Source organism: Sinorhizobium sp. 6-70, from assembly GCF_030124375.1.
Classification (GTDB): Bacteria; Pseudomonadota; Alphaproteobacteria; order Rhizobiales; family Rhizobiaceae; genus Sinorhizobium.
Map to the genome: position 1 here is coordinate 79,953 of NZ_JASKLS010000015.1, position 23,861 is coordinate 103,813.

Annotated in this window: 20 protein-coding genes; 11 read left to right on the forward strand and 9 right to left on the reverse strand. The window is 62.9% G+C overall.

Annotation, left to right across the window (positions count from 1 at the left end; all coding sequences use genetic code 11):
• Positions 1 to 14 precede the first annotated feature (14 nt).
• The 6 genes from QN222_RS24395 to QN222_RS24420 all read right to left on the reverse strand — a co-directional run bounded on the left by QN222_RS24395 (position 15) and on the right by QN222_RS24420 (position 6,977).
• Positions 15 to 188: a hypothetical protein gene (locus tag QN222_RS24395; protein ID WP_283963998.1), complete on the reverse strand. Its 174-nt coding sequence runs from the start codon at positions 186 to 188 to the stop codon at positions 15 to 17.
• A 569-nt stretch (positions 189 to 757) separates the two neighbouring features.
• On the reverse strand, positions 758 to 1,117 hold the full coding sequence (locus QN222_RS24400; protein ID WP_283963997.1) for an SPW repeat protein: 360 nt from the start codon (positions 1,115 to 1,117) through the stop codon (positions 758 to 760).
• A 489-nt stretch (positions 1,118 to 1,606) separates the two neighbouring features.
• Positions 1,607 to 2,407 carry an inositol monophosphatase family protein gene (locus QN222_RS24405; RefSeq protein ID WP_284005623.1) on the reverse strand — a complete coding sequence of 267 codons (801 nt, stop codon included), beginning with the start codon at positions 2,405 to 2,407 and terminating at the stop codon, positions 1,607 to 1,609.
• Positions 2,408 to 2,459: 52 nt separating this feature from the next.
• Positions 2,460 to 3,515 carry an ABC transporter ATP-binding protein gene (locus QN222_RS24410; protein ID WP_283964654.1) on the reverse strand — a complete coding sequence of 352 codons (1,056 nt, stop codon included), beginning with the start codon at positions 3,513 to 3,515 and terminating at the stop codon, positions 2,460 to 2,462.
• The gene (locus QN222_RS24415) at positions 3,512 to 5,740 is read right to left on the reverse strand and encodes an iron ABC transporter permease (protein WP_283964653.1); all 2,229 of its coding nucleotides are present in this window, start codon (positions 5,738 to 5,740) and stop codon (positions 3,512 to 3,514) included. The genes QN222_RS24410 and QN222_RS24415 overlap by 4 nt, the downstream gene beginning before the upstream one ends.
• A 208-nt stretch (positions 5,741 to 5,948) precedes the next feature.
• Complete coding sequence (locus tag QN222_RS24420) at positions 5,949 to 6,977, reverse strand: ABC transporter substrate-binding protein (protein ID WP_283964652.1); 1,029 nt, start codon at positions 6,975 to 6,977, stop codon at positions 5,949 to 5,951.
• Between the two features lie 193 nt (positions 6,978 to 7,170).
• Here QN222_RS24420 and QN222_RS24425 point away from each other — a divergent pair, with 193 nt between their 5' ends.
• The 4 genes from QN222_RS24425 to QN222_RS24440 all read left to right on the forward strand — a co-directional run bounded on the left by QN222_RS24425 (position 7,171) and on the right by QN222_RS24440 (position 13,026).
• The gene (locus tag QN222_RS24425) at positions 7,171 to 8,184 is read left to right on the forward strand and encodes a substrate-binding domain-containing protein (RefSeq protein ID WP_283964651.1); all 1,014 of its coding nucleotides are present in this window, start codon (positions 7,171 to 7,173) and stop codon (positions 8,182 to 8,184) included.
• 318 nt (positions 8,185 to 8,502) lie between these two features.
• Positions 8,503 to 8,712 (forward strand): dodecin, encoded by a 210-nt coding sequence (locus QN222_RS24430; RefSeq protein ID WP_283964650.1) that lies wholly within the window; start codon positions 8,503 to 8,505, stop codon positions 8,710 to 8,712.
• A gap of 300 nt (positions 8,713 to 9,012) precedes the next feature.
• On the forward strand, positions 9,013 to 10,899 hold the full coding sequence (locus QN222_RS24435; protein ID WP_283964649.1) for a sigma-54-dependent Fis family transcriptional regulator: 1,887 nt from the start codon (positions 9,013 to 9,015) through the stop codon (positions 10,897 to 10,899).
• A gap of 324 nt (positions 10,900 to 11,223) precedes the next feature.
• Positions 11,224 to 13,026, forward strand: coding sequence for an NAD(P)/FAD-dependent oxidoreductase (locus QN222_RS24440; protein WP_283964648.1), 1,803 nt, complete (start codon positions 11,224 to 11,226; stop codon positions 13,024 to 13,026).
• Between the two features lie 61 nt (positions 13,027 to 13,087).
• Here QN222_RS24440 and QN222_RS24445 read toward each other — a convergent pair whose 3' ends face one another.
• The 3 genes from QN222_RS24445 to QN222_RS24455 are packed head-to-tail and all read right to left on the reverse strand — an operon-like array spanning position 13,088 to position 18,077.
• The gene (locus QN222_RS24445; protein ID WP_284005625.1) at positions 13,088 to 16,234 is read right to left on the reverse strand and encodes an efflux RND transporter permease subunit; all 3,147 of its coding nucleotides are present in this window, start codon (positions 16,232 to 16,234) and stop codon (positions 13,088 to 13,090) included.
• A gap of 33 nt (positions 16,235 to 16,267) precedes the next feature.
• Positions 16,268 to 17,413, reverse strand: coding sequence for an efflux RND transporter periplasmic adaptor subunit (locus QN222_RS24450; protein WP_283964646.1), 1,146 nt, complete (start codon positions 17,411 to 17,413; stop codon positions 16,268 to 16,270).
• Positions 17,414 to 17,468: 55 nt separating this feature from the next.
• A complete protein-coding gene (locus tag QN222_RS24455) occupies positions 17,469 to 18,077 on the reverse strand; it encodes a TetR family transcriptional regulator (protein ID WP_283964645.1) in 609 nt (202 codons plus the stop codon).
• Positions 18,078 to 18,401: 324 nt separating this feature from the next.
• Between QN222_RS24455 and QN222_RS24460 the strand changes: the two genes are divergently transcribed.
• The 7 genes from QN222_RS24460 (at position 18,402) to QN222_RS24490 (ending at position 23,813) form a co-directional block, all read left to right on the forward strand.
• Positions 18,402 to 18,845, forward strand: a complete 444-nt coding sequence (locus tag QN222_RS24460) for a pseudoazurin (RefSeq protein WP_283964656.1) — start codon at positions 18,402 to 18,404, stop codon at positions 18,843 to 18,845.
• A 332-nt stretch (positions 18,846 to 19,177) separates the two neighbouring features.
• Positions 19,178 to 19,372 carry a periplasmic nitrate reductase, NapE protein gene (gene napE / locus QN222_RS24465; RefSeq protein ID WP_283964644.1) on the forward strand — a complete coding sequence of 65 codons (195 nt, stop codon included), beginning with the start codon at positions 19,178 to 19,180 and terminating at the stop codon, positions 19,370 to 19,372.
• A gap of 8 nt (positions 19,373 to 19,380) precedes the next feature.
• Entirely contained in the window at positions 19,381 to 19,881 is a 501-nt protein-coding gene (locus QN222_RS24470) for a ferredoxin-type protein NapF (protein WP_283964643.1), read from the forward strand.
• Positions 19,874 to 20,161 carry a chaperone NapD gene (locus QN222_RS24475; RefSeq protein ID WP_283964642.1) on the forward strand — a complete coding sequence of 96 codons (288 nt, stop codon included), beginning with the start codon at positions 19,874 to 19,876 and terminating at the stop codon, positions 20,159 to 20,161. The genes QN222_RS24470 and QN222_RS24475 overlap by 8 nt, the downstream gene beginning before the upstream one ends.
• Complete coding sequence (gene napA, locus QN222_RS24480; RefSeq protein WP_283964641.1) at positions 20,136 to 22,643, forward strand: periplasmic nitrate reductase subunit alpha; 2,508 nt, start codon at positions 20,136 to 20,138, stop codon at positions 22,641 to 22,643. The genes QN222_RS24475 and napA overlap by 26 nt, the downstream gene beginning before the upstream one ends.
• Positions 22,610 to 23,113, forward strand: a complete 504-nt coding sequence (locus QN222_RS24485; RefSeq protein WP_180943044.1) for a nitrate reductase cytochrome c-type subunit — start codon at positions 22,610 to 22,612, stop codon at positions 23,111 to 23,113. The genes napA and QN222_RS24485 overlap by 34 nt, the downstream gene beginning before the upstream one ends.
• Positions 23,114 to 23,117: 4 nt before the next feature.
• Positions 23,118 to 23,813 (forward strand): NapC/NirT family cytochrome c, encoded by a 696-nt coding sequence (locus tag QN222_RS24490; protein ID WP_283964640.1) that lies wholly within the window; start codon positions 23,118 to 23,120, stop codon positions 23,811 to 23,813.
• Positions 23,814 to 23,861 lie beyond the last annotated feature (48 nt).

Consider the following 23,861-nt stretch of genomic DNA (forward strand, 5'->3'; position numbering starts at 1 on the left):
GATCGAGCCACGGCTCATGGGGCCGAATCTTCCTGCGATTCCCGGTAGAGCTTATGGACCTTCCGGTCCTGTGCTTCCTTAAGGGCCGGTGGAAGCGGCCTCTGCCGCATGACCACATAGGCGATAGCAGCACCGAGAGCAAAGGCGCCGCCCGCTGTTACCAATAGCCAGAGATCGTCCATCAACATTGTTGCGCCTCCTCAATAAGGCCAACCGATGTGACGACCGAAGGTTCCAGCGGAGATATCCCATTTCATCTGCGCTCGCGTCCGCGCGTGGCCGGATCACGAACCACCAATCTCTGAAATAGGAAAAAGTTGCGGGCCGAGGGAATGAGCGCCGCGCGCACAGCAAGGGATCTGTGGAACTTTATTCCCATTTCGCGGTTGCGTTGTGCGCAGGACGTTGATCGTTCGAGGCGCGCGAGACGGCGATTGATGCTAAGGGCGGAACGAGCGCAAAGACTTCAACGGGCGCGCATGTGGCTGCCGCGCTCTGACTTTGCGGAGAACTGGCTTCTTTGAAGAAGAGAAGGTGCACCCAAGGAACTCTCTTAAAGCGCGTCGCATTACGCGGCCACATGCGACGCGCTTAGATCATTTCATTGTTTCATTGAAACAGCGAAATGATCTAACTCTTTGAAACTACGCAATTCCGGACGGAAAACCGTTACACACTTTTCCTGGAATTGCTCTAGGTCTTTGTTTTCATGCATGTCGCCCGCCCAAAATAGCTGCGCACTTTTGGGCGACATGCATTAGGCAGCCGAATGCGGGTGCCGGTAGTCCCAGACAGCCCAGGCCGACAGTGCCGCGACGAGCACGCCAAGGATGACGTGTGTCCACATCGCGTTCATGTTCGCCATGAAGCCGAGCAGCCAGGGAGAGACGATCAGCCATAGGCCGATCACCATGTTCACCCATTCCTCCCATTCTGCGAAGGCCGAAAGCGCTGCAATCGCTAGCGCGCCGAGTACGATGCCGGCGATCCAGGCGTTCCAGGTCGGCACGGCCTCAGCCGCAAAACCGATGACCCAGGGAGAGAGGAACAGGCACACCCCAAGGACCAGATTGGCCCAGTCCTGGGCCCTTTTTCCCGCAATGAGAGTGTTTGGCATGACAACCTCCACATATGAAGCTTGACCAAAGCGTCACCCTCGCGTGCGCCTTACGTTTCAGCTCCGCTGCCTCAGTTCGCACGGTCGCTGTAACGCTTTGAATTGCTGTGTAATTTTACGCCCAAATCGGACCCGATTCAAGAAATCCCGCAACACCCGTTTTTGAGGACTGTTCATCCGAAATCCGCGCCTCGTTTTCCCTGAGGCCGCGATCGAGATGTTTGGCCCGGCGGACAACCATCGCCAGCGAGCGATCGAGCTTCGGAAGAAGAGGCAGCAAGCCAACGGGTCTTGGCCCAAGCGCAGGACTTCCGCCGCCATCTTCGCCTAACCAATTGGAATCGGCTATGTTTGTCGTTCTGGACCGCTTCGACGCAAGCCGTCGTCAAGCGCCAGCCTCGGTAGAATGGTGTCGCCGATCCCGGCGCCGACGAGGCGCCTGATCGCTTCGACGCTTCCGAATTCCATCGCCGGTTTCGAGCCCGCCGCTCAGATGCCCGCCACCTTCCGCAGGTCTTCGATTGCGCCCGGTGCCGCGGCGAGAACGGCAGCGCCCTTGGTCAGACGCTCGCCCTCGACAGGGAAGGGCAGGTACCAGCCGCCCGCTTCCTTGACGAGGCAATAGCCGGCGAGGCAATCCCAGGCGTGCATATAGGGCTCGTAATAGCCGACGAGACGGCCGGCGGCGACATAGGCGAGCATCAGTGCGCCGGAGCCGTTGCGCACGAAATTGCCGCCGGCTTCAAGCAGTTTCTCGACCATCCTGCCGACGAATGCCGGCGTCACGTGATTGTTGGCGCCTATGCCGGTGACGGCATTGCGAATGGTCCGCGACGCGTCGAGCGATAGCGGCTTGCCGTTGAGCCGCGCGCCGCGTCCGAGTGCTGCGGCATAAAGTTCGTCGTGGCAGGGCGCCGAGATCACGCCGACGACCGGAACGCCGTCATGGAGGAGGGCGATCGAAACGCACCAGTTCGGCATGCCGTTGACGAAGGGGCTCGTGCCGTCGATCGGGTCGATCACCCAGGTGAAGCCGGAGTTTCCCGGCTCCAGGCCGTATTCCTCGCCGAGCAGGCCATCGTCGGGATAGGCTTCCGCGAAACGGTCACGGATCAGCATTTCCACTTCGCGATCGGCGATCGAGACGACATCCTGCGGATCCCGCTTGGTCTCGATGACCAGCGTCTCGCGCCGGTTGAAATAGTCGAGCGCGACGGTGCCTGCCTCGCGGGCCACCGCTTCGGCGAGCGCCAGTCGGGCTTCGAGCCCGGAAGGGACGTGTGACGTCATGAAACTTTCCTCGGTTATGGCTTGAAAATACGGTTTCTCGAACAATGCGGGCTCAACCGCTGATGATTGCTATTCCACGCTCCTTGAAGCCGATCGCGACATCGGTCGCCGGAGCCAGTGCTCTTTCGACGGCGGGATCGACAACGAAGAGCGTGCCGGCGGCCGTCTTCACCTCGTATTCGACATGATCTCCGAGATAGGCGGCGTGGGTGATGCGGCCGGAAAACGCGCCGTTGTACGCCGGTTCCAGCGTAATCGCGTTCGGCCGCACGGCGAGCTTCGCCGGACCGGGCCGGATATCGCGCCCCGGCAGGCGATGGGTCAGCGCCTCGACGCGGATCATCGCATCGCCCCCCTCCACGCCGAGGATATCGCAGGGAACGACATTTGCCTCGCCCATGAAATCGGCGATGAAGGCGGAGGCCGGTGCTTCGTAGAGATCGCGCGGCGCGCCTTCCTGGGCGATGTGCCCGTCCCTCATGACGATGATGCGGTCGGAAACGGCAAGCGCCTCGTCCTGGTCGTGGGTGACATAGACGGCTGTGAAGCCGAGCCGCTGCTGCAGTTCGCGGATCTCCGTCCTGACACGGCGGCGCAGCCGCGCATCGAGATTCGACAGCGGCTCGTCGAGAAGCAGCACCTGCGGTTCGAGCACCAGCGCGCGGGCGACGGCGACCCGCTGCTGCTGTCCGCCGGAGAGTTCCGCCGGCAGGCGCCCACCCATGCCGGCAAGGCCGACGAGCGCCAGTCCGTCCTCGGCCCGTTCGCGCGCCTCCTTGCGCTTCAACCCCGACGATTCAAGGCCGTAGGCGACGTTGTCGAGCGCCGTCATGTGCGGAAACAGGGCGTAGGACTGGAAGACCATGGAAACGTCGCGTTCGTTCGCCGGCAACATGGTCACGTCCTTGCCGCCGATCAGGATACGGCCGGATGTCGGATGCTCGAGGCCGGCCAGCATTCTGAGTGTCGTCGTCTTGCCGCAGCCGGACGGGCCAAGCAGCGTCACCAGCGTGCCGGGCTCGATCGTCAGCGACAGGTCGGGGATGGCCGTGAAGGCGCCGAACTCCTTGCGGACGTTCTGGAAGACGACGGAACCTTCGATGCTCATGCGGTTTTCTCCTGGCGAAGGGAAGCGGGCGTGGTTGCGGCAAGCGACTGCACGCGGTTCTCACGCCTCAGCCGCCGCTCGCCGACAAGGAATTGGAAGCTGGCAATGACGGCGATCATGACCAGGATCAGCATCGAGGAATAGGCGATCGCAACGCCGTATTCGCCGTTTTCGACGAGGCCGACGATATAGGAGGTCGCCATGTTGTATTCGGCGCTGACCAGGAAGATGACGGCGCTGATCGAGGTGATGGCACGCACGAAGGAGTAGACGAGGGCGGCGGTGATCGCCGGGCGGAGCAGCGGCAGGATCACCTTGCGGATTGTGCGGAAGCTGTCGGCCCGAAGCGTCAACGAGGCTTCGTCGAGGCTGCGGTCGAGCTGGCTCATCGCCGCGACGCCGCCGCGCACGCCGACCGGCATGTTGCGGAACACGAAGCAGGCGATCAGGATCAGCGCGCTGCCGGTCATCTCCAGCGGCGGCAGGTTGAAGGCCATGATGTAGCTGATGCCGATGACCGTGCCCGGAATGGCAAAGCTCATCATCAGCGCGAATTCGAAGAGCTCGCGGCCGGCGAATTTCTGGCGCACGATCAGATAGGCGGTAAGAAGACCGACGGCGGCCGTCAGCGGCGCCGAAACGAGGGCGATTTCCATCGTCGTCCAGAACGAGTTCCAGGCAACGCCGGTCCAGGCAATGGCGCCGTCGCGGAATTCGATCGAGAAGGCCTGGATGTAGTGCTCGAGCGTCAGCGTGTTGTCGAGCCCCCAGGTCTTCACGAACCCACCGATCAGGATCATGCCGTAGACGACGAGGGTGAAGAGCGCCCAGGGAATGACCAGCGCATGCACGCCGACCGAGACCGAGTGGGGGAGGGCCGCATGCGCGCCGCTGTCGCCCTTGCCGGTCACGGTCGAGAAATTCTTCCCCGAAAGCCAGAGGCGCTGGGCGAGGAAGGCCGCAAGGGTGAATGAGAGCAGGATGATCGCCAGCACCGCTGCGCGGGAGGGGTCATTCTGCGAACCCACGACGGCGAAGAAGATTTCCGTCGACAGCACGCCGTGGCTGCCGCCGAGCACCAGCGGATTGCCGAAATCCGCCATGCTTTCGATGAAGCCGATGAGGAAGGCATTGGCGAGCCCGGGCTTCATCAACGGCAGCGAGACGCGCCAGAAGGTCCGCCAGCGGTCGGCTCTCAGCGTCTGCGAGGCTTCCTCCATCGACGGGCTGACGCCCTCGACGACACCGATCAGCACGAGGAACGAGATCGGCGTGAAGGACAGGACCTGGGCGATCCAGATGCCGGTGAGGCCGTAGAGCCAGCGACCCGGTTCGACACCCAGGAGCGCCGCCATCGCCTGCGTCGCGACGCCCGAGCGGCCGAAGAGCAGGGTGAGCGCCAGGCCGACGACGAAGGGCGGCGTGATGATCGGCAGCACGGTCAGGAGCCGCAGGCTCTTCTTGTAGCGAAAGCCGGTGCGGGTGGCGACGAGAGCGAAGGCGAGCCCGAGAATGGTCGAGCCGCTTGCCGTCATGATCGCCAGCCAGAAGGTGCGCCAGGCGACGCCGCAGCGCGCTCCGCCGATGACGCAGTCGAGGCTCCAGATCGACGGGTCGACGATGTTGCGGGTAAAGCCGTCCGGGTTGAACGAGCCGTCGAAATCCTGGAAGGCGCCGACGAGCATGCTGCCGACCGGATAGAAGACGAAGACGGCGACGAGAAAGACGAGCAGGGAAATCGCGCTGACGACGAAGGCGTCGCCCTTCATTACGCCGCGCTCGGCAAGTCCAAAGGAAAAGAAGAGAACGAAGACGAGCGCCGACAGCACCGCGCCGGCGCCCATCGAGGGCTGCCCGTCGGCAAGCGTGCCGAAAAGCGTTTCGCTGATCGTCCAGGTCCAGCCGGTAAAGCCGATCGCCAGGCCTTGCAGGGCGAGAAATACGATCCCGAGCGCGCCGGTCCAGGCGAGGAGAGCGCCGCGCCGCTGCGCATCACCGACGAAGCGGCACGCACCGGCGAGCACGAGCAACAGCGCCGGAGCCGTAAGCCACCACCGACCGTTCGCGATCTGCATCAGGCCGGGCGAAACGGACGCATTGCCCGGAAAATCGGCAAGCCAGCCGAAGCCGAAGAAGCCGCCCTCGATGCGGTACCAGGGCAGGACGAGAAAGGCCGCCAGCCCGAGGGCGAGGACGATATCCATTCTGCGATTGCGGTGTTCCATGGATCGCGTTTGCCTCGGGCCTTTCGGGGTCGCGAGAAGCGCGCCCGGGTCAATCCAGGCATCGATGCGACCGATTGCAAGAATGTGTAGCGTCATGTGCCGCCAGACTCACCACCGCGCGGTTCCGTGTGCGGTGGTGAGGTTTCGGCCGGCTGGCGGGAGCCGCCGGCCCAATCCGCTCCGGCCCAATCGGCCGGAATGCGGGGGATCAGTTCGCGTTGGCGCCGATTTCCCGGTCCCAGCGCTCCAGCAGTGCCTTGCGCTTGGCCGGATCGCCATAGGTCTTGAAGTCGTAGTCGATCAGCTTGATGTCCTCGAACTTCGGCGCTTCCTTCGGAACCTCCGCCGTCTTGTTCGACGGGAGCTGGAAGGATTTTGCCTCCTTCATCTTCGACTGCACCGCGGCCGAGAGCGCCCAGTCGTACCATTTCTTGGCGTTGTCGAGGTTCTTCGCGCCCTTGATGATCGACATGGAGCCGATCTCGTAGCCGGTGCCTTCGCAGGGCGCTACGGACTTTACCGGGAAACCTTCGACGGCCTGCGCCACCGCGTCATGCATGAAGACGATGCCGATCGCGGTTTCGCCGCGGGCGGCCGCCTTCACCGGTGCCGAGCCGGATTTGGTGTATTGCGAGACGTTGTCGTTGAGCTTCTTCAGGTAATCGAAGGCCTGGTCCTCGCCCATGATCTGGGCGAGCGTCGCAAGTGCGGTATAGGCGGTGCCGGACGAGTTCGGATTGGCGATCTGGATCTCGCCCTTGTACGACGCGTCGAGCAGGTCGGCCCAGCACTTGGGTTCCTTGAGGTTCTTCTGCTTGAAGATTTCGGTGTTGTAGCCCCAGCCGAGTGCACCGGCATAAACGCCGACCGTGCGGTAGCCGGCGCTCTCGGCCTGCTTGACCGCCCAGTCCTGCAGCTCGCCGAGCATCGGTGACTTGTATTCGAGCGTCAGCCCCTCGGAAGCGGCCTGCAGGTGCGGGTCGCCGGTGCCTGCCCACCAGATATCGGTCTTCGGGTTGCGCGCCTCGGCGCGGACCTTGGCATAGGTTTCACCGGACGAAAGGCGAACCATGTTGACCGAAATGCCGGTCTCCTTTTCGAAGGCGCCTTCCATCTGCTCGCAAATCACCACGTCCGCCGAGCAGATGAGATTGAGATTTCCGTCGGCATGCGCGGAAAAGGCAAAGAAAGTCACACCCGCGGCAAAAGTTGCCGCAGCCATTTTAACCAAACCCATGATTTCCTCCCAGATTGAGCCGGCGCCTCCATGCCGGGCGCTATTGCAAGCGCGTGCAAATGCTGCATGAGGAGATTTTGGCTGTCAACATATTTCTTCGATATCGTGGCCAGTCCATCGGCACAGATGGCTTGCACGCAATTGCAAAACTGTGCAATTCTTTGTGCAAGGCTATGGAACATATCGGGCTGTCGTGTCGCAAAAACCTTTCGTCAGCGCTCAGGAAGTTGCCGAGCGGGCGGGCGTCTCCCGCTCCGCCGTTTCGCGCACTTTCACGCCCGGCGCCAGCGTCTCGCCGGAGACGCGGCGAAAGGTGGTGGAGGCGGCGGAGGTGCTTGGCTATCACGTCAACCATCTCGCGCGTGGGCTGATGCTGAACGAGAGCGGCATCGTCTGCCTCATCGTCTCGGAAATGGGCACGCCGTATCGATCGAGCCTGATCCGGGCGGTGACACAGCAATTGCAGGATGCCGGCAAGATCGCCATGCTGGTCAATACCGACCGGTCCGACGGCAGTGTCGATTTGGCGCTCAGGCAGGCGATCCGGTATCGCGCCGACGCATCGATCATCCTGTCGGGAATGCCGGACAAATCGCTCACCCAACTCTGTCTCAAGAATGGCCAGAGGCTGGTGCTGATCAACCGTGACGACGATCAGGAGGGGCCGCTCAGGATCAATCTCGATGACGCAGCCGCCGCGGGCCGGCTCGTCACCGCCTTTCTGCGCGCCGGCTGCCGTCGGCTCGCCTTTGCCAATTCCGAAGCCGGAACGCCTAGCCTGATGGCGCGCGAGCACGGCTTCGTCGCGGCGGCGAAGGCTATGGGGCTCGAGGTCGTCGTCGAGCGCTACGGACCGACCGGCTATGAAAGCGGCCGTGTGCTGGCGCAAAGGCTGCTCACGCTCAGCGAGCGGCCCGATGCCGTTTTCTGCGCAACCGATCTCATCGCCTGCGGCTTCATGGACGCCGCCCGGCATCAGTTCTCGATTTCCATTCCGGATCAGCTCTGCGTTGCCGGCTTCGACGACATCGAACAGGCGGCCTGGTCGTCCTATCAAGTGACGACGTTCGCCCAGCCGGTCGAGGCGATCGCCCGGGAGGCGGTGACGTGGCTCGGCAGCGACGACGCGGAAGATCCTGCCGCGCGCAACCATTCGGTCAGACTGAACGCCGACCTCGTCTGGCGTTCCTCCATCCGCGGCGGGTAACCGGCGAACGCAATTAAAGTGCCACAGCGAGCACTGCGCGTCTCAAAAGACGCGCGGCGCAGTAGGCCGCAATTTCCGAAGGCCGCGGCTGGCAATCGCGCCCCAACGGGCGCATGCTGACGGCATCGTCCTCAATGATTGGCGGCGCGCGCACACGCCGTCGCATTCTTCGCTGCCCGAGGGCGATGTTCGGAATACTGCATGTTTCCTTAAATCGGAGGACAAAAACATGCAGCAATTCAGAGTGCTACAGCGAACTTGATGCGTCTGGAAAGACGCACGACGCTTTAGGATCAATCAGAACCCGAGGAGGTTACTGTGAGCGGGCACGTCTACAAGAAGATAGAGTTGATCGGAAGCTCGAAGACCTCGGTCAACGAGGCGATCGAAACGGCGATTTCGCGCGCCTCGAAAACCATGCGGAATCTCGACTGGTTCGAAGTCGACCAGATCCGCGGACAGATCGTCAACGGCGAGGTCGCGCATTACCAGGTCGTCATGAAGGTGGGCTTCCGCCTCGACGATTGATGCGCGCGGTCGATCCGGCCGATCAAGGACATTTGGCGGCGCCGGCCCGGACGAAGCAGAGTCCGGGTCGCGCATCGGTGTTCGGGGAACAGGCGCCCGAGGCGGATCATCGCGCGCCCGCCTTCCCGTTCCTTTACATTTCAGCTTCCCATGCGCACACTCGCGCCTACTGCATGTCTTCTTAAATCGACCTCGATTTAAGGACAAAGACATGCAGCAATTCAAAGTGCTACAGCGTCCTTTGCGCGTCTGATAAAACGCGCGGCGCTGTGGGAGGAAGGCGGTCGTTGGGAGGCGGTCATGTTTTCACATTCCGACCATATCCGCGAAATCGAGCGCGTCGGCCGCGGCCTTCCGAGCAGCCGCGACGATATGGTCGTCAAATCCTGGCGGCGCTGCCTGGAGCATCACCGCCTCGACCCCGCGCAGGCTTGCGAGGCCTATATCGTACCGGAGACGCGGCTCAAGGAGCATCGCCAGCAATCGGAAGACCTGATCACGATCGCCCGTTCCGGGCTCGAACATCTGTTCAGGCAAGTGGCGGGGCAGAACTACGTGCTGCTGCTCTCCGACCGGCAGGGCGTGACCGTCGAGTTCCTTGGTGATCCGCTCTTCAACAACAGCCTTCGCAAGGCGGGCCTTTATCTCGGGTCCGAATGGTCCGAATGGCGCGCCGGAACCTGCGCCGTCGGCGCCTGCATCGAGACGGGCGAGGCGCTGACGATCCACCAGAGCGACCACTTCGACAACACGCATACGCCGCTCTCCTGCACGGCGGCGCCGATCTACGACATCCACGGCGAACTTTCGGCCGTCCTCGACATCTCGCTCTTGAGTTCCCCCATCCTCAAGGCAAGCCAGAACCTGGCGCTTCATCTGGTCACCGCCAGCGCAAGGCGGATCGAGCTCGCCAATCTGATGGCCCAGGCGCGGCATCAATGGGTGCTTAGGTTCTCGCGCTCGCCGGAATTCCTCGACGTCGATCCCGAGGCGGCGATCTCGATCGACGGTCTCGGGCGGATCGCCGGCATGACCCATGGCGGGGCGAAGATCCTTGCCCGCTCGACCGGGCTCGACTGGCGTGATCCGCGCTTGCTGATCGGCGAGCCGGTATCGCGCTTCCTCGACCTGGAGATCGACGATCTTCCGGAGCTCACGCGCCGCCGGCCGACGCAGGAACGGCTCGTTTTCGCCCGCGACGGCAATGCGCTCTTTGCGCATGCCATCGAGCCGCATTCAGGCATCCGCGCGCCGGGCGTCTCGCGCGCCCAGATCCCGCCGCCATTGCGCCGGCTCGGCGGCGATGCGCCCGAAATCGTCGCGTTGCAGGCGAAGGCCGCGAAACTCGCCCGCACGGCGCTGCCGATCCTCATCCAGGGCGAGACCGGGACGGGCAAGGAATACCTGGCGCGCGCCATCCACGAGGGCAGCGGCCTTGCGGGCCGCTTCGTTGCCATCAATTGCGCGGCGATCCCGGAGCAATTGATCGAGAGCGAACTCTTCGGCTATCTGCCGGGCGCCTTCACCGGCGCGTCGGCCAAGGGCCGCAAGGGCCTGATCGAACAGGCGGACGGCGGCACGCTCTTTCTCGACGAGATCGGCGACATGCCTCTTGTGCTGCAGAGCCGGCTGCTCAGGGTGCTGGCCGAGCGCGAGGTGCTTCCGGTTGGAGGCACCGTGCCGCGCCCGGTCCAGATCAGGATCGTTTCGGCATCGCATCGGCCCTTGCAGACACTGGTGTCGCAGGGCGCCTTTCGCGAAGATCTCTATTACCGGCTCAACGCCGCAACGCTCTCGGTTCCGCCGCTTAGAGACAGACGGGATTTCGACTGGGTGGTGGAGCAGATGCTAGAACGACATTCCCATGCCGCCGGCGAACGGACGCTCTCGTCGGCCGCGCTTGTCGCGCTGAAGGCGCACGACTGGCCGGGAAACATTCGCGAACTCGACAACGCCATCGCCGTTGCCGCTGCGCTCGCTGAAGGCTGCGTCATCGACGTTTGCGATCTGCCGGATTATCTCGTCGCGAGGGCTGCGCCGGACGATGCGGATGATGCCGGCACGGCGTTGAGACTGATGCTCGACGCCTGCAACTGGAACATCTCCGAGGCGGCGCGGCGGCTCGGCCTCGACCGCTCGACGGTCCATCGCCAGATCCGGCGCTATCACCTGAAGCCGCATCGGTAAGAGCGCCCTGCCGGCGCAAGGTTGCATGCATGCGGTAACTCAAAGCTCCACAGCAGCCCTTGCGCGTCTGATTGGACGGGCGGCGTTGCAGGCGTCGGCGGCGCCTGCAACAGGTCGGACGCCTCACTTGTGGCGGCCGCGTGGAGGCGTGCAACAGTCCTAATTCCTCCTGTCCCTGAAAACATTGCGTTTTTCCTGGCTGCGACGCTTGGCACGGCCATTGCACATCGCTGTTCGACCGCGGCGGCAGCGCTGCGCAGGAACACCCTTGCCGGCGAAAGAGGAGTCGCCAGCAGGCAAGCCAAGCGAAAAGGAGGAGCTCTCATGCTTGAAGAAAGTCCCAATACCCGCATCGACAATGCCCTTGCCAAGCTCGGCAGAGCGCTCGAACAGGGCGATATTGAGGCCGCCGTCAATCTGTTCCAGGCGGATTGCTACTGGCGCGACCTCGTCACCTTTACCTGGAACATCAGGACGATGGAGGGGCGGGACCAGATCCGCGACATGCTGGCGAGCCAGCTCGCAGCGGTGAAGCCGGCGCTGTTTCGGCAGGACGCCAACGAACAGGCGAGCGGCGGGGACGGCGTGACCGACGGGTGGTTCGAATTCGAGACGGACGCGGCGCGGGGCTATGGCCATATCCGGTTGAAGGACGGCCTGATCTGGACGCTTCTCACGACGATGACCGAGCTCAAAGGGCACGAGGAGCCGAAAGGCCTGCGGCGGCCTCTCGGCGCCGAGCACGGTCACGATCCCAATCGCAGGACATGGAAGGAAAAGCGCGAGCGGGAGGCGGCCGACCTCGGCTACGGGACGCAGCCCTACGCCCTCATCATCGGCGGCGGCCAGGGCGGCATCGCGCTCGGCGCGCGTCTGCGTCAGTTGAACGTGCCGACGATCATCATCGAGAAGAACGAGCGGCCAGGTGACAGCTGGCGCAAGCGCTACAAGTCGCTGTGCCTGCACGACCCGGTCTGGTACGACCACCTGCCTTACATCCCCTTCCCGGAGAACTGGCCGGTCTTCGCGCCGAAAGACAAGATCGGCGACTGGCTGGAGATGTATACCAGGGTGATGGAGCTCAACTACTGGGGCTCGACCACTTGCAAGTCGGCTAAATATGACGAGGAGGCGAAGGAGTGGACGGTCGTCGTCGAGCGCAACGGCGAGGAAGTCGTGCTCAGGCCGAAGCAGCTCGTGCTCGCGACCGGCATGTCGGGCAAGCCGAATAGTCCGAAGCTGAAAGGTCAGGACGTCTTCAAAGGCGAACAGCAGCATTCGTCGCAGCATCCGGGTCCGGACGCCTATCGTGGCAAGAAGGTGGTGGTCGTCGGCTCCAACAATTCCGCGCATGATATCTGCGCGGCGCTTTGGGAAGGCGGTGCCGACGTGACGATGGTGCAGCGTTCGTCGACGCACATCGTGCGCTCGGACACGCTGATGGATATCGGGCTCGGGGACCTCTATTCCGAACGGGCGGTTGCCGCCGGCATGACGACGCGCAAGGCCGACCTGATCTTCGCCTCGCTTCCATACCGGATCATGCACGAGTTCCAGATTCCGCTCTACGAGAAGATGCGCGAGCGCGATGCCGAGTTCTATGCGGATCTGGAAAAGGCCGGTTTCATGCTCGACTGGGGCGCCGACGGCTCCGGCCTGTTCATGAAATATCTGCGCCGCGGTTCCGGCTATTACATCGATGTCGGCGCCTGCGATCTCGTCATCGACGGCAGCATCAAGCTGAAATCCGGCTCCGACGTCAGCCACCTTAAGGACGATGCCGTCGTCTTGAAGGACGGCACAGAGCTCCCGGCCGATCTCGTCGTCTACGCCACCGGCTATGGCTCGATGAACGGCTGGGCGGCCGATCTCATCTCGAAGGAGGTCGCCGACAAGGTCGGCAAGGTCTGGGGCCTTGGCTCCGATACGCCGAAGGACCCCGGTCCGTGGGAGGGCGAGCAGCGCAACATGTGGAAGCCGACACAACAGGAGGCGCTTTGGTTCCATGGCGGCAACCTGCATCAGTCGCGGCACTATTCGCAGTATCTTTCATTGCAGCTGAAGGCCCGCTGCGAAGGCATTTCGACGCCGGTCTACGGCCTCCAGGAGCGCCACCACCTGGGCTAAACGACCATGCGCCAGCCGGTTTTCCTTCCGGCTGGCGCATCAGGAATAAGAGCGCCGGAGCTTACTCGGCCGCGATCGGCGTGGGATAGCGCTCTTCCTCGTTGTCCTCTTCGGGCTGCTCGGCGGCTTCCGGCTCCGCTTTCCGCTTCGGCTCCCGGCCGAAGAACAGTGCGTAGCCGGCCGGCAGCACCAGGATCGTCAGCACCGTCGCAACGAGGATGCCGCCCATCATGGCGTAGGCGAGCGGGCCCCAGAACACGCCGCGCGAGATCGGGATCAGCGCCAGCACGGCCGTCAGTGCGGTGAGCATGATCGGCCGGAAGCGGCGAACCGCCGCACCGATGATCGCCTCGGCGCGCTCCATGCCTGCCGCGATGTCCTGATCGATCTGGTCGACGAGGATGATCGAGTTGCGGATGATGATGCCGAGCAGGGCGATGACGCCGAGAATGGCGACGAAGCCGAAGGGGGCGCCGCTGATCAAGAGCGCGGCGGCCGCGCCGATGATGCCGAGCGGACCGGTCGCGAGCACCAGCATCGCCTTGCCGAAGTGCTGGAGCTGCGCCATCAGCAGCACGACAATCACGACGAGCATGATCGGCGCCTTGGCGGCGATCGAGGCCTGGCTTTCGGCGCTGTCCTCGGCGCCGCCCTGGATCTCGACCTTGTAGCCGGGGGCAAGGCTGTCTCTCAGCCCCTGAAGCTCGTCATAAAGCTTCATCGTTACGTCGTTCGACTGCACGCCGTCGGGGAGCGTCGCGCGGACCGTGATCGTCGGCAGGCGATCGCGGCGCCATTCGATGCCCTGTTCCATGACGGGAACGACCTTGGCGACCTGCGAGACCGGCACGAAGCCGCCGAAGTCGGTCGGAACATAAACCGAGTTGACGGCCGAAAGCAGTTGGCGGTTGCCGTCCGGCTCGCGTGCGACGATCGAGACGGTTTCCTCGCCGTCGCGGAAATTGTCGAGCGGCACGCCGGACATCGATGCCTGCAGCATCTGGCGGATGCGCTGCGAGGTGACGCCGAGCGCCCGGGCGCGGTCCTGGTCGATCGTCAGCTTCATCGCCGGCACCGGCTCCAGCCAGTCGTCGTGGACGGCACCAAGCAGCGGGTTCTCGTTGAACTTCGCCTTTACCTGATCGGCGATGCGGCGCACTTCGGCGCGATCCGGCCCCATCACGCGCAACTGCACGGGCCAGCCGGTCGGCGGGCCGAGGAACAGCCGGTCGACCTTGGTGCGGATCGACGGGAAGTCTTCGGCGAGAACCGCGCGCAGCTTGGTAATCAACCGTTCGCGGGCCGGCTCGTCCTTCGCCATGACGAGGAGCTGCGCGAAATTCGGATTGCGAAGCTGCTGGTCGAGCGGCAGGAAGAAACGCGGCGCGCCCTCGCCGATATAGGTGGCGATGAAGCGCTTGTCCTCGTCATCCATCATCCGGGCTTCGAGAGCCTTGGCCTGCTTCTCGACCTCCTTGATGCTGGTTCCTTCCGGCAGCCACAGATCGACCAGGATTTCCGGCCGCGAAGACTGCGGGAAGAAGTTCTTCGGGATGAACTGGAACGCCCAGAGGCTGCCGACGAAGGTCGCGAGCGTCATGACGAGCACGATGACGCGATGGCGCACCGCCCAGCCGACCGTCGCGCGCAAGCGCCGGTAAAAGCGCGTGTCGAAGACGTCATGGTGGCTGCCGGCATGATGGCGCTGCTTGAGGATCATGTAGCCGAGCCAGGGCGTGAAATAGACGGCCACGAACCAGGAGACCACCAGCGCGATGCCGACGACGTAAAAGAGCGAGCGAACATATTCGCCAGCGGTCGACTCGGCGAAGCCGACCGGGATGAAGCCTGCGGTCGTGATCAGCGTACCGGTCAGCATCGGGAAGGCGGTGGAGGAGTAAGCGAAGCTCGCGGCCTCGATTTTCACAAGGCCTTCCTCGAGCTTGCGCTCCATCATTTCGACGACGATCATCGCGTCGTCGACGAGCAGGCCGAGCGCGATGATCAGCGCCCCGAGCGAGATGCGCTGCAGGTCGATGCCGAGTTCGTACATGATCGCGAAGGTGGCGGCGAGCACGAGCGGGATGGCGATCGCGATGACGAGGCCGGAGCGCCAGCCGATCGACAGGAAAGAGACGACGAGCACGATGATCAGCGCCTCGCCGAGCGCATGCATGAACTCGGTGATGGCGTCGGTCACGACCTCCGGCTGGTTGGCGATCTGGTCGACAGAAACGCCGTAGGGGAGCGCGGACTCGAAGCGCTCATAGGTCGCTTCCACCGCCTTGCCGACGTCGGTCACGTTGTAACCCTTGGCCATGACCACGCCGATCTGGACGCTGTCGTGGCCGTTGAAGCGGTATTTGCGCTGATATGGGTCTTCCAGCCCCGAGGTGACGCTGGCGATATCGCCGAGCCGGATCACCTGGTTCCCGGCGCGCAATCTCAGCTGACGGATATCCTCGGCGCGGTCGACGCCGCCTTCGACGGAAATGCGCACCGAGCGCGTGCCGGTATCGACAGAGCCGGCGAGATCGACATTGTTCTGGCCGACGATCGCGCTGCGGAGATCGTTGAGCGTTAGCCCGTGTTCAGCGAGCGTCTTGGACGAAACGTCGATATAGATCTTCTCCGGCTGGTCGCCGATGATCGACACCTTTTCGACGCCGGGCGTCGTCAAGAGCATGTCACGGCCCTGGATCGCGAACTTCTTGAGCTCGGGATAGCTGTAGCCGTCGCCGCTGATCGAATGGAGCGTGATGAAGGTGTCGCCGAACTCGTCGTTGAAATAGGGGCCGAGGAGGCCGTCCGGCAGCTCGTTGTCGATGTCGCCGACTTTCTTGCGAACCTGGTAGAAGGCGTCGGCCACCTCTTCGGCATTGGTGTCGCCTTCGACCTGCAGCGTGATGATGGCACTGCCGGCGCGCGTATAGGAGCGGACGAAATCGAGATGCGGCGTTTCCTGCAGCTTGCGCTCGATCTTGTTGACGACCTGGTCCTGCATCTCCTCGATCGATGCGCCGGGCCAGACGGCCTGGATGACCATGACACGGAAGGTGAATTCCGGGTCTTCGCGCTGGCCCATCCGTACGAGGCCAAGCGCGCCGGTGATGAGGATCAGCGCGAAGAGAAAGCGCGCGATGCTCGGATGGCCGATCGCCCAGCGCGAGAGGTTGAACGGTTTCCTGTCCTCAGTGGAGGCGTCCATCGCCGTCGTTCCGTTCTATCGGTAAAGGGAGGGTTAGCGAAGGACTTCGCCGGTTTCGGTCAGCGCCGCCTGCTGTTCGGTTGCCGGCAGCTTCACCTTCAGGTCTTCCGCCATGAATTGCGTGCCGGCGGCAACGACGAGATCGCCCTGCTTAAGCCCTTCGGCGATGCGAACGCCATCGCCGGTGAATTCGGCAAGCTTGACGTCGCGCGCATGCACGGTCGAGTTGTCAGGATTGACCACCCAGACCACCTTCCGGCCGTCTTTCGCGGCAAGCGCGCTCAACGGGATGGAAACCGAGGGCTCAGCATTGGCGGCGACCGCCTCGATCGTAGCCGTCATGCCGAGCAGCACACGCGGGTCGGTCGGCAGGCTGATGCGCACGGAAAAAGTTCGCGACTGCTGGTCCGCGCTGCCGGAGACCTCGCGCACCTTGCCGTCGAGCACGAGCGCGTCGTCCGACCAGAAGCGCGCCTTGACCGTCTTGCCCGGCTTGAAGTCGGAGATATCCATCTCGGGCACTGCGACCTGCACTTCCTTCTCGCCATCGACGGCGACGGTCACCACCGGCGTGCCGGTGCCGACGACCTGGCCGATATCAGCGTTGATCGCGGTGACGATGCCGTTCTGGTCAGATTTCAGATCGGTATAGGCGACCTGGTTCCTGGCCTGGTCGAGCGAGGAGGCGGCCGCGTCCCGCGTGGAGACCGCCTGATCATAAAGAAGCGTCGCTTGATCGAGCTCAGCCTTGGACGAGAATTCACGGGTGAAGAGCTGTTCCGCCCGCATCTTGGTGAGCGCCGTCGTTTCCACCTGCTTTTCAGCGGCAGCGAGGCTGGCAACAGCGCTTTTCACGGCGAGCTCATAATCGGTCGGATCGATGCGGGCGAGCAGGTCGCCCGGCTTCACCCGGTCGCCGATATTGACGAGCCTTTCGGTGATCTTACCGCCGACGCGGAAGCCGAGATTCATCTCGGTGCGCGCCTTGACCGAACCGGAATAATCGAGTTCGCGGTGATTGCCGGCCGCGGCGATCTCGACGACCTTGACCGGCCGGATGATCTCCCTGGTCTCCACCTTCTCTTCCGAGCAGGCGGAAAGGGCGACGGCGACGGCAAGCGCGGCCGCGAGCTTGGCGGCGACCGGGGTTCTTATTTCGAGGGCCTTTGGTGAAAACATCTCTGGCGCTCCTGATCCTGTCTGCCGCCCCGCGGCTCGAATATTTCTGGCTCGATTATTTCTTCAGTGCTCTGATCGCGAATTCGATCAGCTCGTCGGGCGTTGCGCGGTTTTCCTTCGCGAGACACTGGGCGACGATCTGCGGATGGCAGAGCGTAACGATGCTGGCGCCGAAGCAGCGCGCGGCCTTTTCCGGGTCCTGGTCGGCGAACTCGCCGGCTGCGATGCCCTCGCGGATAATGTCGGCGAGGATCCCATCCATGCGGTCGATGTGCTTCTCGATGACGTGCCAGTCCCGCTCGATGGCGACGACGACCATTTCGTGGACCTTCTGCTCGTCGAGCATGGTCTCGACCGTCATCTTGTGCTGGCCTTGTGCATAGCGCCGAAGCCGCTCCGAGGCGCTCAAAGGCAGGCGGGACGTCTCTAAGGCCTGCCCATAGCTCGCGGCCAGCATGCGCGCGCAAAGGGCCTGATGGATCTCCGTCTTCGACGCGAAGAAGCGATAGATGTTGGCCGGCGACATTTCGAGGTCGCGGGCGATGTCGGCGACATTCGTCTTGCTGTAGCCGTAATGGCGGAACAGCCGCTCGGCGGAATCGAGGATCCGCGTCACGTTTTCCTGTCTGGCTGCGTCGATGCCGGTGTCTACGAGTTCGCTCATTTCTTCTCACGAATTACGAGTGACGATTTTCAAATTTCGTCATTTTTAATCCGACAGACGAAATCTGTCAATGATGCTCGACGAAGGAGTTCCGTTCAAAATCGCGTTCGAACTCAAATGTGCGGGGGGTAGAAACGGCTGCGATGACGTCGGCGATCGCGGCATTGCCGTTCGCGTGCATGTGGCAAGCGGCCCCGGCTGGGGGCAATGCGCGTCATCTTGCGCGTTATTTGACGCGCGTCAAAGTCGGCAGGTCGGCATCGGCCTATTTCCGGGGCGACAACCACGGGCAAGGGCCTGGAACTTAACGGAGAAGATGAAATGCTGACGATGATGAAGAAGGGCCTTGGCCTCGCCGCGGTGGCAATGCTGATCACCACCCCTGCGCTTGCGGCAGACTTTGAAGTGCACATGCTCAACAAGGGCAAGGACGGCGTAATGGTCTTTGAGCCGGCCTCGCTGAAGATCGCCGCAGGCGATACCGTGACTTTCATACCGACCGACAAGGGCCACAATGTCGAGACGATCAAGGGCATGCTTCCGGATGGCGCCGAAGCGCTGAAGAGCAAGGTCAACGAGAACTACAAGGTCACGTTTACCACGCCGGGCGTCTATGGCGTGAAGTGCACGCCGCACTACGGCATGGGCATGGTCGGCGTCGTGCAGGTCGGCGATATGCCGGCAAACCTTGACGCGGCGAAGGGGGCGAAGAACCCGAGGAAGGCGCAGGAGCGCCTCAACGCCGCCCTCGCGGCACTGGCGCTATAAGCGGTGTCGTCCGTCTGTAGCGGGCGACATCCACCGACAGCATCATAGAGGCCGGCGCGGCGCGAACGCCGCACCGGCCTTTCTTTCTCTATTCGATTCTGCCGACGACGTTTCTACGCGCAGGCGTTGTAGCATGCGCGTTATTTTCGAAGATACGAAATGCTGCGGGCGCTCACTCCCAAGAGAAACCCCGTATTTGCCCTGGTAAAATATCCTATTGAATTGACAGATGTTATTTCTTTTCCTGAGGAAAAGAGTTTAGTTTATTTCCCTTTCTTTCCCGTCAAGGATTGTTACTATGCTGGCGAGTGACATCAACGGGGGATGTTAGCGTGTCAGAGTTATCTCCGCAGCAGGTGGCGGCACCGCCGCCGCAGTCTCGACGACGCGAACTTCTGACATTTCTGATACTGGCCTTCGGCATCTGGCCGTTGCTCGCCGTCGCTGTCGTTGGCGCCTATGGCTTCATCGTCTGGATGCTGCAGCTCGTCTTCGGACCGCCCGGTCCGCCGCCGGCGCCGCATTGAGGTGCGTCATGGCGGTTGCGACGATTTCCAGACGAGACCTGCTCTTCGGCCGTGGCGCGCCTCAGCCCGAACGGATCTGTCCGCCGGGCGTGACGCCCGAGAGCCTCGCCGCTTGCACCGGTTGCGGTCGCTGTGTGGATGCCTGTCCGACGCATATCATCAGCCTTGCCGGCAACAGGCCGGCTCTCGATTTTTCCATTGGCGAGTGCACCTTCTGTGGTGATTGCCGGAGCGCCTGTCCGGAGCCGGTCTTTCAGTTTGCCGGCGTGACGCGCTTTCCGCATGTGGCGGCGATCGCCGATCACTGTCTGGCGAAGAACGCTGTCGCCTGTCAGTCCTGCCGCGACAGCTGTCCGGAACAGGCAATCCGCTTCCAGCCGCGGATCGGCGGACCTTTTCTGCCGGTCGTAGACGAGGAAGCCTGCAGCGGCTGCGGCGCCTGCGTCGGGATCTGTCCGGTCGGCGCTGTCGAACTCGGTGCGCGGAACCAGGAGGGCGCCAATGCCTAACGCATCAGGCAATTATCATGTCTCGAGCGCCGTTATTGTCGCCGTTCCGGCGATGGAAGACAAGGTGTTGGCGACGCTTTCGCAAATGAGCAATGTCGAGGTTTACGGCCACCAGGGCGGCAAGATCGTGGTGGTCATCGAAGGGACGAGCACGGGCATGCTCGGCGAGTGCCTGTCGCAAATTTCCACGCTCGAGGGCGTGGTGGCGGCCAACATGGTGTTCGAGCATGTCGAGAAAGAGGAGACGATCGGCAATGACCGGCGAACTGACGCGGCGTGACATCCTCAAGGCCCATGCGGCCGGCATCGCGGCGGCCACCGCGGGCATCGCGCTTCCAGCCGCAGCGCAACCCGTTCCCGGTGGCGTGACCGCGCTGGAGATCAAATGGTCGAAGGCGCCATGCCGTTTCTGCGGCACCGGCTGCGGCGTGATGGTCGGCGTGAAGGAAGGGCAGGTGGTCGCCACGCACGGCGACATGCAGGCGGAGGTCAACCGCGGCCTCAACTGCATCAAGGGCTACTTCCTCTCGAAGATCATGTATGGCGCCGATCGGCTGAAGACGCCGCTCCTGCGCAAGCGGAACGGCGCCTACGCCAAGGACGGCGAGTTCGAGCCGGTGAGCTGGGACGAAGCCTTCGACGTGATGGCGGAGCAGGCGAAGAGGGTTCTGAAGGAAAAGGGACCGACGGCTGTCGGCATGTTCGGCTCCGGCCAGTGGACGATCTTCGAGGGCTATGCGGCGACGAAACTGATGCGCGCCGGCTTCCGCTCCAACAATCTCGACCCCAATGCCCGCCACTGCATGGCATCGGCCGCCTATGCCTTCATGCGCACCTTCGGCATGGACGAGCCGATGGGTGTCTATGACGATTTCGAGCACGCCGATGCCTTCGTGCTGTGGGGCTCGAACATGGCCGAAATGCACCCGATCCTGTGGACGCGGGTCGCTGACCGCAGACTGGGGCAGCCTCACGTCCGCGTCGCCGTGCTTTCCACTTTTACCCACCGCAGCATGGATCTGGCCGACATCCCGATCATCTTTACCCCGGGAACGGATCTGGCAATCCTCAATTATATCGCCAATCACATCATCCAGACCGGTCGCGTCAACCAGGACTTCGTGCAGCGCCACACGCGATTCGTCCGCGGCGTAACCGAGATCGGCTATGGCCTGCGACCGGAACATCCATTGGAAAAGGCGGCTCCCAACGCGGCCGATCCGACGAAGATGGAGCCGATCGACTTTGAAGCCTTCAAGGCATTCGTTTCCGATTACACATTGGCGAAGACGGCGGAACTGACCGGCGTCGATCCCGGCTTTCTCGAGCAGTTGGCGGAGCTCTATGCCGATCCCGACCGCAAGGTCATGTCGCTCTGGACCATGGGCTTCAACCAGCATGTGCGCGGCGTCTGGGCAAACCAGATGGTCTATAACATTCACCTTTTGACGGGAAAGATCTCGGAGCCCGGCAACAGCCCGTTCTCTCTGACCGGCCAGCCGTCCGCCTGCGGCACCGCGCGCGAGGTCGGCACTTTCGCCCATCGGCTTCCCGCCGACATGACGGTGACCAATCCCAAACATCGGGAGCGTGCCGAGGAGATCTGGCGCATCCCGAAGGGAATTATCCCCGACAAGCCGGGCTATCACGCCGTCCTGCAGGATCGCATGCTCAAGGACGGCAAGCTCAATTTCTACTGGGTGCAGGTCAACAACAACATCCAGGCCGCACCGAACACCAGCAACGAGACCTGGCAGGGCTATCGCAACCCCGACAACTTCATTGTCGTCTCAGACGCCTACCCGACGATCACCGCGATGAGTGCCGACCTGATCCTGCCGGCGGCCATGTGGGTGGAGAAGGAGGGGGCCTATGGCAATGCCGAACGTCGCACCCAGGTCTGGCGCCAGCTCGTCCAGGCTCCCGGCGAGGCCCGCTCGGACCTTTGGCAGATCGCGGAATTCTCCAAGCGCTTTACGACCGACGAGGTCTGGCCTGCCGACATTCTCGAGTCAAATCCGGAATATCGCGGCAAGACCCTGTTCGACGTGATCTTCCGCAACGGCGAAGTGGATCGCTTCCCGCTCAGCGAGATCGATCCGGCCTACGACAACCACGAAGCCAAGGACTTCGGCTTCTACATCCAAAAGGGCTTGTTCGAGGAATATGCCACCTTCGGGCGCGGCCACGGCCACGATCTCGCACCCTTCAACATGTACCACGAGGTGCGCGGGCTGCGCTGGCCGGTGGTCGACGGCAAGGAGACGCTCTGGCGCTATCGCGAGGGTTTCGATCCCTTTGTCAAGCCTGGGGAGGGCGTCAACTTCTACGGCCAGCCGGACGGCAAGGCGGTCATCATCGCCGTGCCCTACGAGCCGCCGGCCGAATCGCCCGATGAGGAATACGACATCTGGCTGGTGACCGGCCGCGTGCTGGAGCACTGGCATTCCGGTTCGATGACCTTGCGGGTCCCCGAGCTCTTCAGGGCCTTCCCGGGCGCCGTCTGCTTCATGAATGCCGATGATGCCCGCAAGCGCGGTATCAATCAGGGCGCCGAAGTCAGGATCGTTTCCCGGCGCGGCGAGATGCGTGCCCGTATCGATACGCGCGGTCGCAACCGCATGCCGCCGGGCGTGATCTTCGTTCCGTGGTTCGACGCCAGCAAGCTCATAAACAAGGTCACCCTCGACGCTACGGATCCCATCTCCAAACAGACGGATTTCAAAAAATGCGCGGTCAAGATTATACCCGTCGCCGTCTGAGACGGCCTGAATGGATGGTGGTCGTGGCAGGCCTTCTGCTGTTCGTCACGACAACCGCGATTGCCCAGGTAATACCTACGGTCATGCCACAACTGGTGGGGCGGTCTCCCGCGATGGAGACAGGCCCAGCGGCGCCCTTGCCTAAGTGGATCACCGATGACGTCCGCAAGGAGCGCAATTATCCTGACCAGCCGCCGGTGATCCCGCATTCGATCGAGGGCTATCAGCTCTCGGTCAACACCAACCGGTGCCTCTCCTGCCACAGGCGCGAGTTCACCCAGGAATCCGGCGCGCCGATGATCAGCGTCACGCACTACATGACCCGCGAGGGCCAGATGCTCGCGGATGTGTCGCCGCGGCGTTATTTCTGCACCGCCTGCCATGTGCCGCAGGCCGACGCCAAGCCACTTGTCGGCAACACCTTCAAGGATATGAGCGAGCTGGGCGCTAAGCCGGCGGGAAGCGAGTGACGCCATGGAATGGATCAGGAAAGTCGTCCTCTGGGCGTGGCATGTCGTCAGCACGCCGGCCGGAACACTGAGCCTCGGCTTTCTGACGCTTGGCGGCTTCGTCGGAGGCGTGATGTTCTGGGGTGCCTTCAACACCGCGCTCGAGCTCACCAACACCGAGGCCTTCTGCACTTCCTGCCATGAGATGCGCGACAACGTCTACCAGGAGCTGACGCGGACGATCCACTTCTCCAACCGCTCCGGGGTCAGGGCTACCTGTCCGGACTGCCATGTACCGCATAACTGGACCGACAAGATCGCCCGCAAGATGCAGGCCTCGAAGGAGGTCTGGGGCAAGATCTTCGGGACGATCAATACCCGCCCGAAATTCCTCGAGCATCGGTTGGAACTCGCCCAGCACGAATGGGCGCGGCTGAAGGCAAACGACAGCCTCGAGTGCCGCAATTGCCATTCGGCCGTGGCGATGGACCTGCAGAGACAGACGGAACGAGCGGCGGCGATCCACACCCGTTACCTGCTTCCCGGCCGCGCGACCTGCATCGATTGCCACAAGGGCATCGCCCACGAACTGCCGAACATGCAAGGCATTGATCCGGGCTGGAAGGTACCGCCGGAACTGGAAGGCGAAAGCACCACCAGTTCAACGCCGATCGACGAACTACGTCAGGCGATGAAGGAACTGCACGCGAGCAACTTCTGAGCGTTACAGCGTCGCGCGTCCGACTGGACGCCACTGTACACGACATCA

Coding starts and splice junctions, on each gene's coding strand:
- QN222_RS24395 (WP_283963998.1), bottom strand. CDS start 188: ATGTTGATGGACGATCTCTGGCTATTGGTAACAGCGGGCGGCGCCTTT.
- QN222_RS24400 (WP_283963997.1), bottom strand. CDS start 1,117: ATGCCAAACACTCTCATTGCGGGAAAAAGGGCCCAGGACTGGGCCAAT.
- QN222_RS24405 (WP_284005623.1), bottom strand. CDS start 2,407: ATGACGTCACACGTCCCTTCCGGGCTCGAAGCCCGACTGGCGCTCGCC.
- QN222_RS24410 (WP_283964654.1), bottom strand. CDS start 3,515: ATGAGCATCGAAGGTTCCGTCGTCTTCCAGAACGTCCGCAAGGAGTTC.
- QN222_RS24415 (WP_283964653.1), bottom strand. CDS start 5,740: ATGGAACACCGCAATCGCAGAATGGATATCGTCCTCGCCCTCGGGCTG.
- QN222_RS24420 (WP_283964652.1), bottom strand. CDS start 6,977: ATGGGTTTGGTTAAAATGGCTGCGGCAACTTTTGCCGCGGGTGTGACT.
- QN222_RS24435 (WP_283964649.1), top strand. CDS start 9,013: ATGTTTTCACATTCCGACCATATCCGCGAAATCGAGCGCGTCGGCCGC.
- QN222_RS24440 (WP_283964648.1), top strand. CDS start 11,224: ATGCTTGAAGAAAGTCCCAATACCCGCATCGACAATGCCCTTGCCAAG.
- QN222_RS24445 (WP_284005625.1), bottom strand. CDS start 16,234: ATGGACGCCTCCACTGAGGACAGGAAACCGTTCAACCTCTCGCGCTGG.
- QN222_RS24450 (WP_283964646.1), bottom strand. CDS start 17,413: ATGTTTTCACCAAAGGCCCTCGAAATAAGAACCCCGGTCGCCGCCAAG.
- QN222_RS24455 (WP_283964645.1), bottom strand. CDS start 18,077: ATGAGCGAACTCGTAGACACCGGCATCGACGCAGCCAGACAGGAAAAC.
- QN222_RS24470 (WP_283964643.1), top strand. CDS start 19,381: ATGGCGGTTGCGACGATTTCCAGACGAGACCTGCTCTTCGGCCGTGGC.
- QN222_RS24475 (WP_283964642.1), top strand. CDS start 19,874: ATGCCTAACGCATCAGGCAATTATCATGTCTCGAGCGCCGTTATTGTC.
- napA (WP_283964641.1), top strand. CDS start 20,136: ATGACCGGCGAACTGACGCGGCGTGACATCCTCAAGGCCCATGCGGCC.
- QN222_RS24485 (WP_180943044.1), top strand. CDS start 22,610: ATGCGCGGTCAAGATTATACCCGTCGCCGTCTGAGACGGCCTGAATGG.
- QN222_RS24490 (WP_283964640.1), top strand. CDS start 23,118: ATGGAATGGATCAGGAAAGTCGTCCTCTGGGCGTGGCATGTCGTCAGC.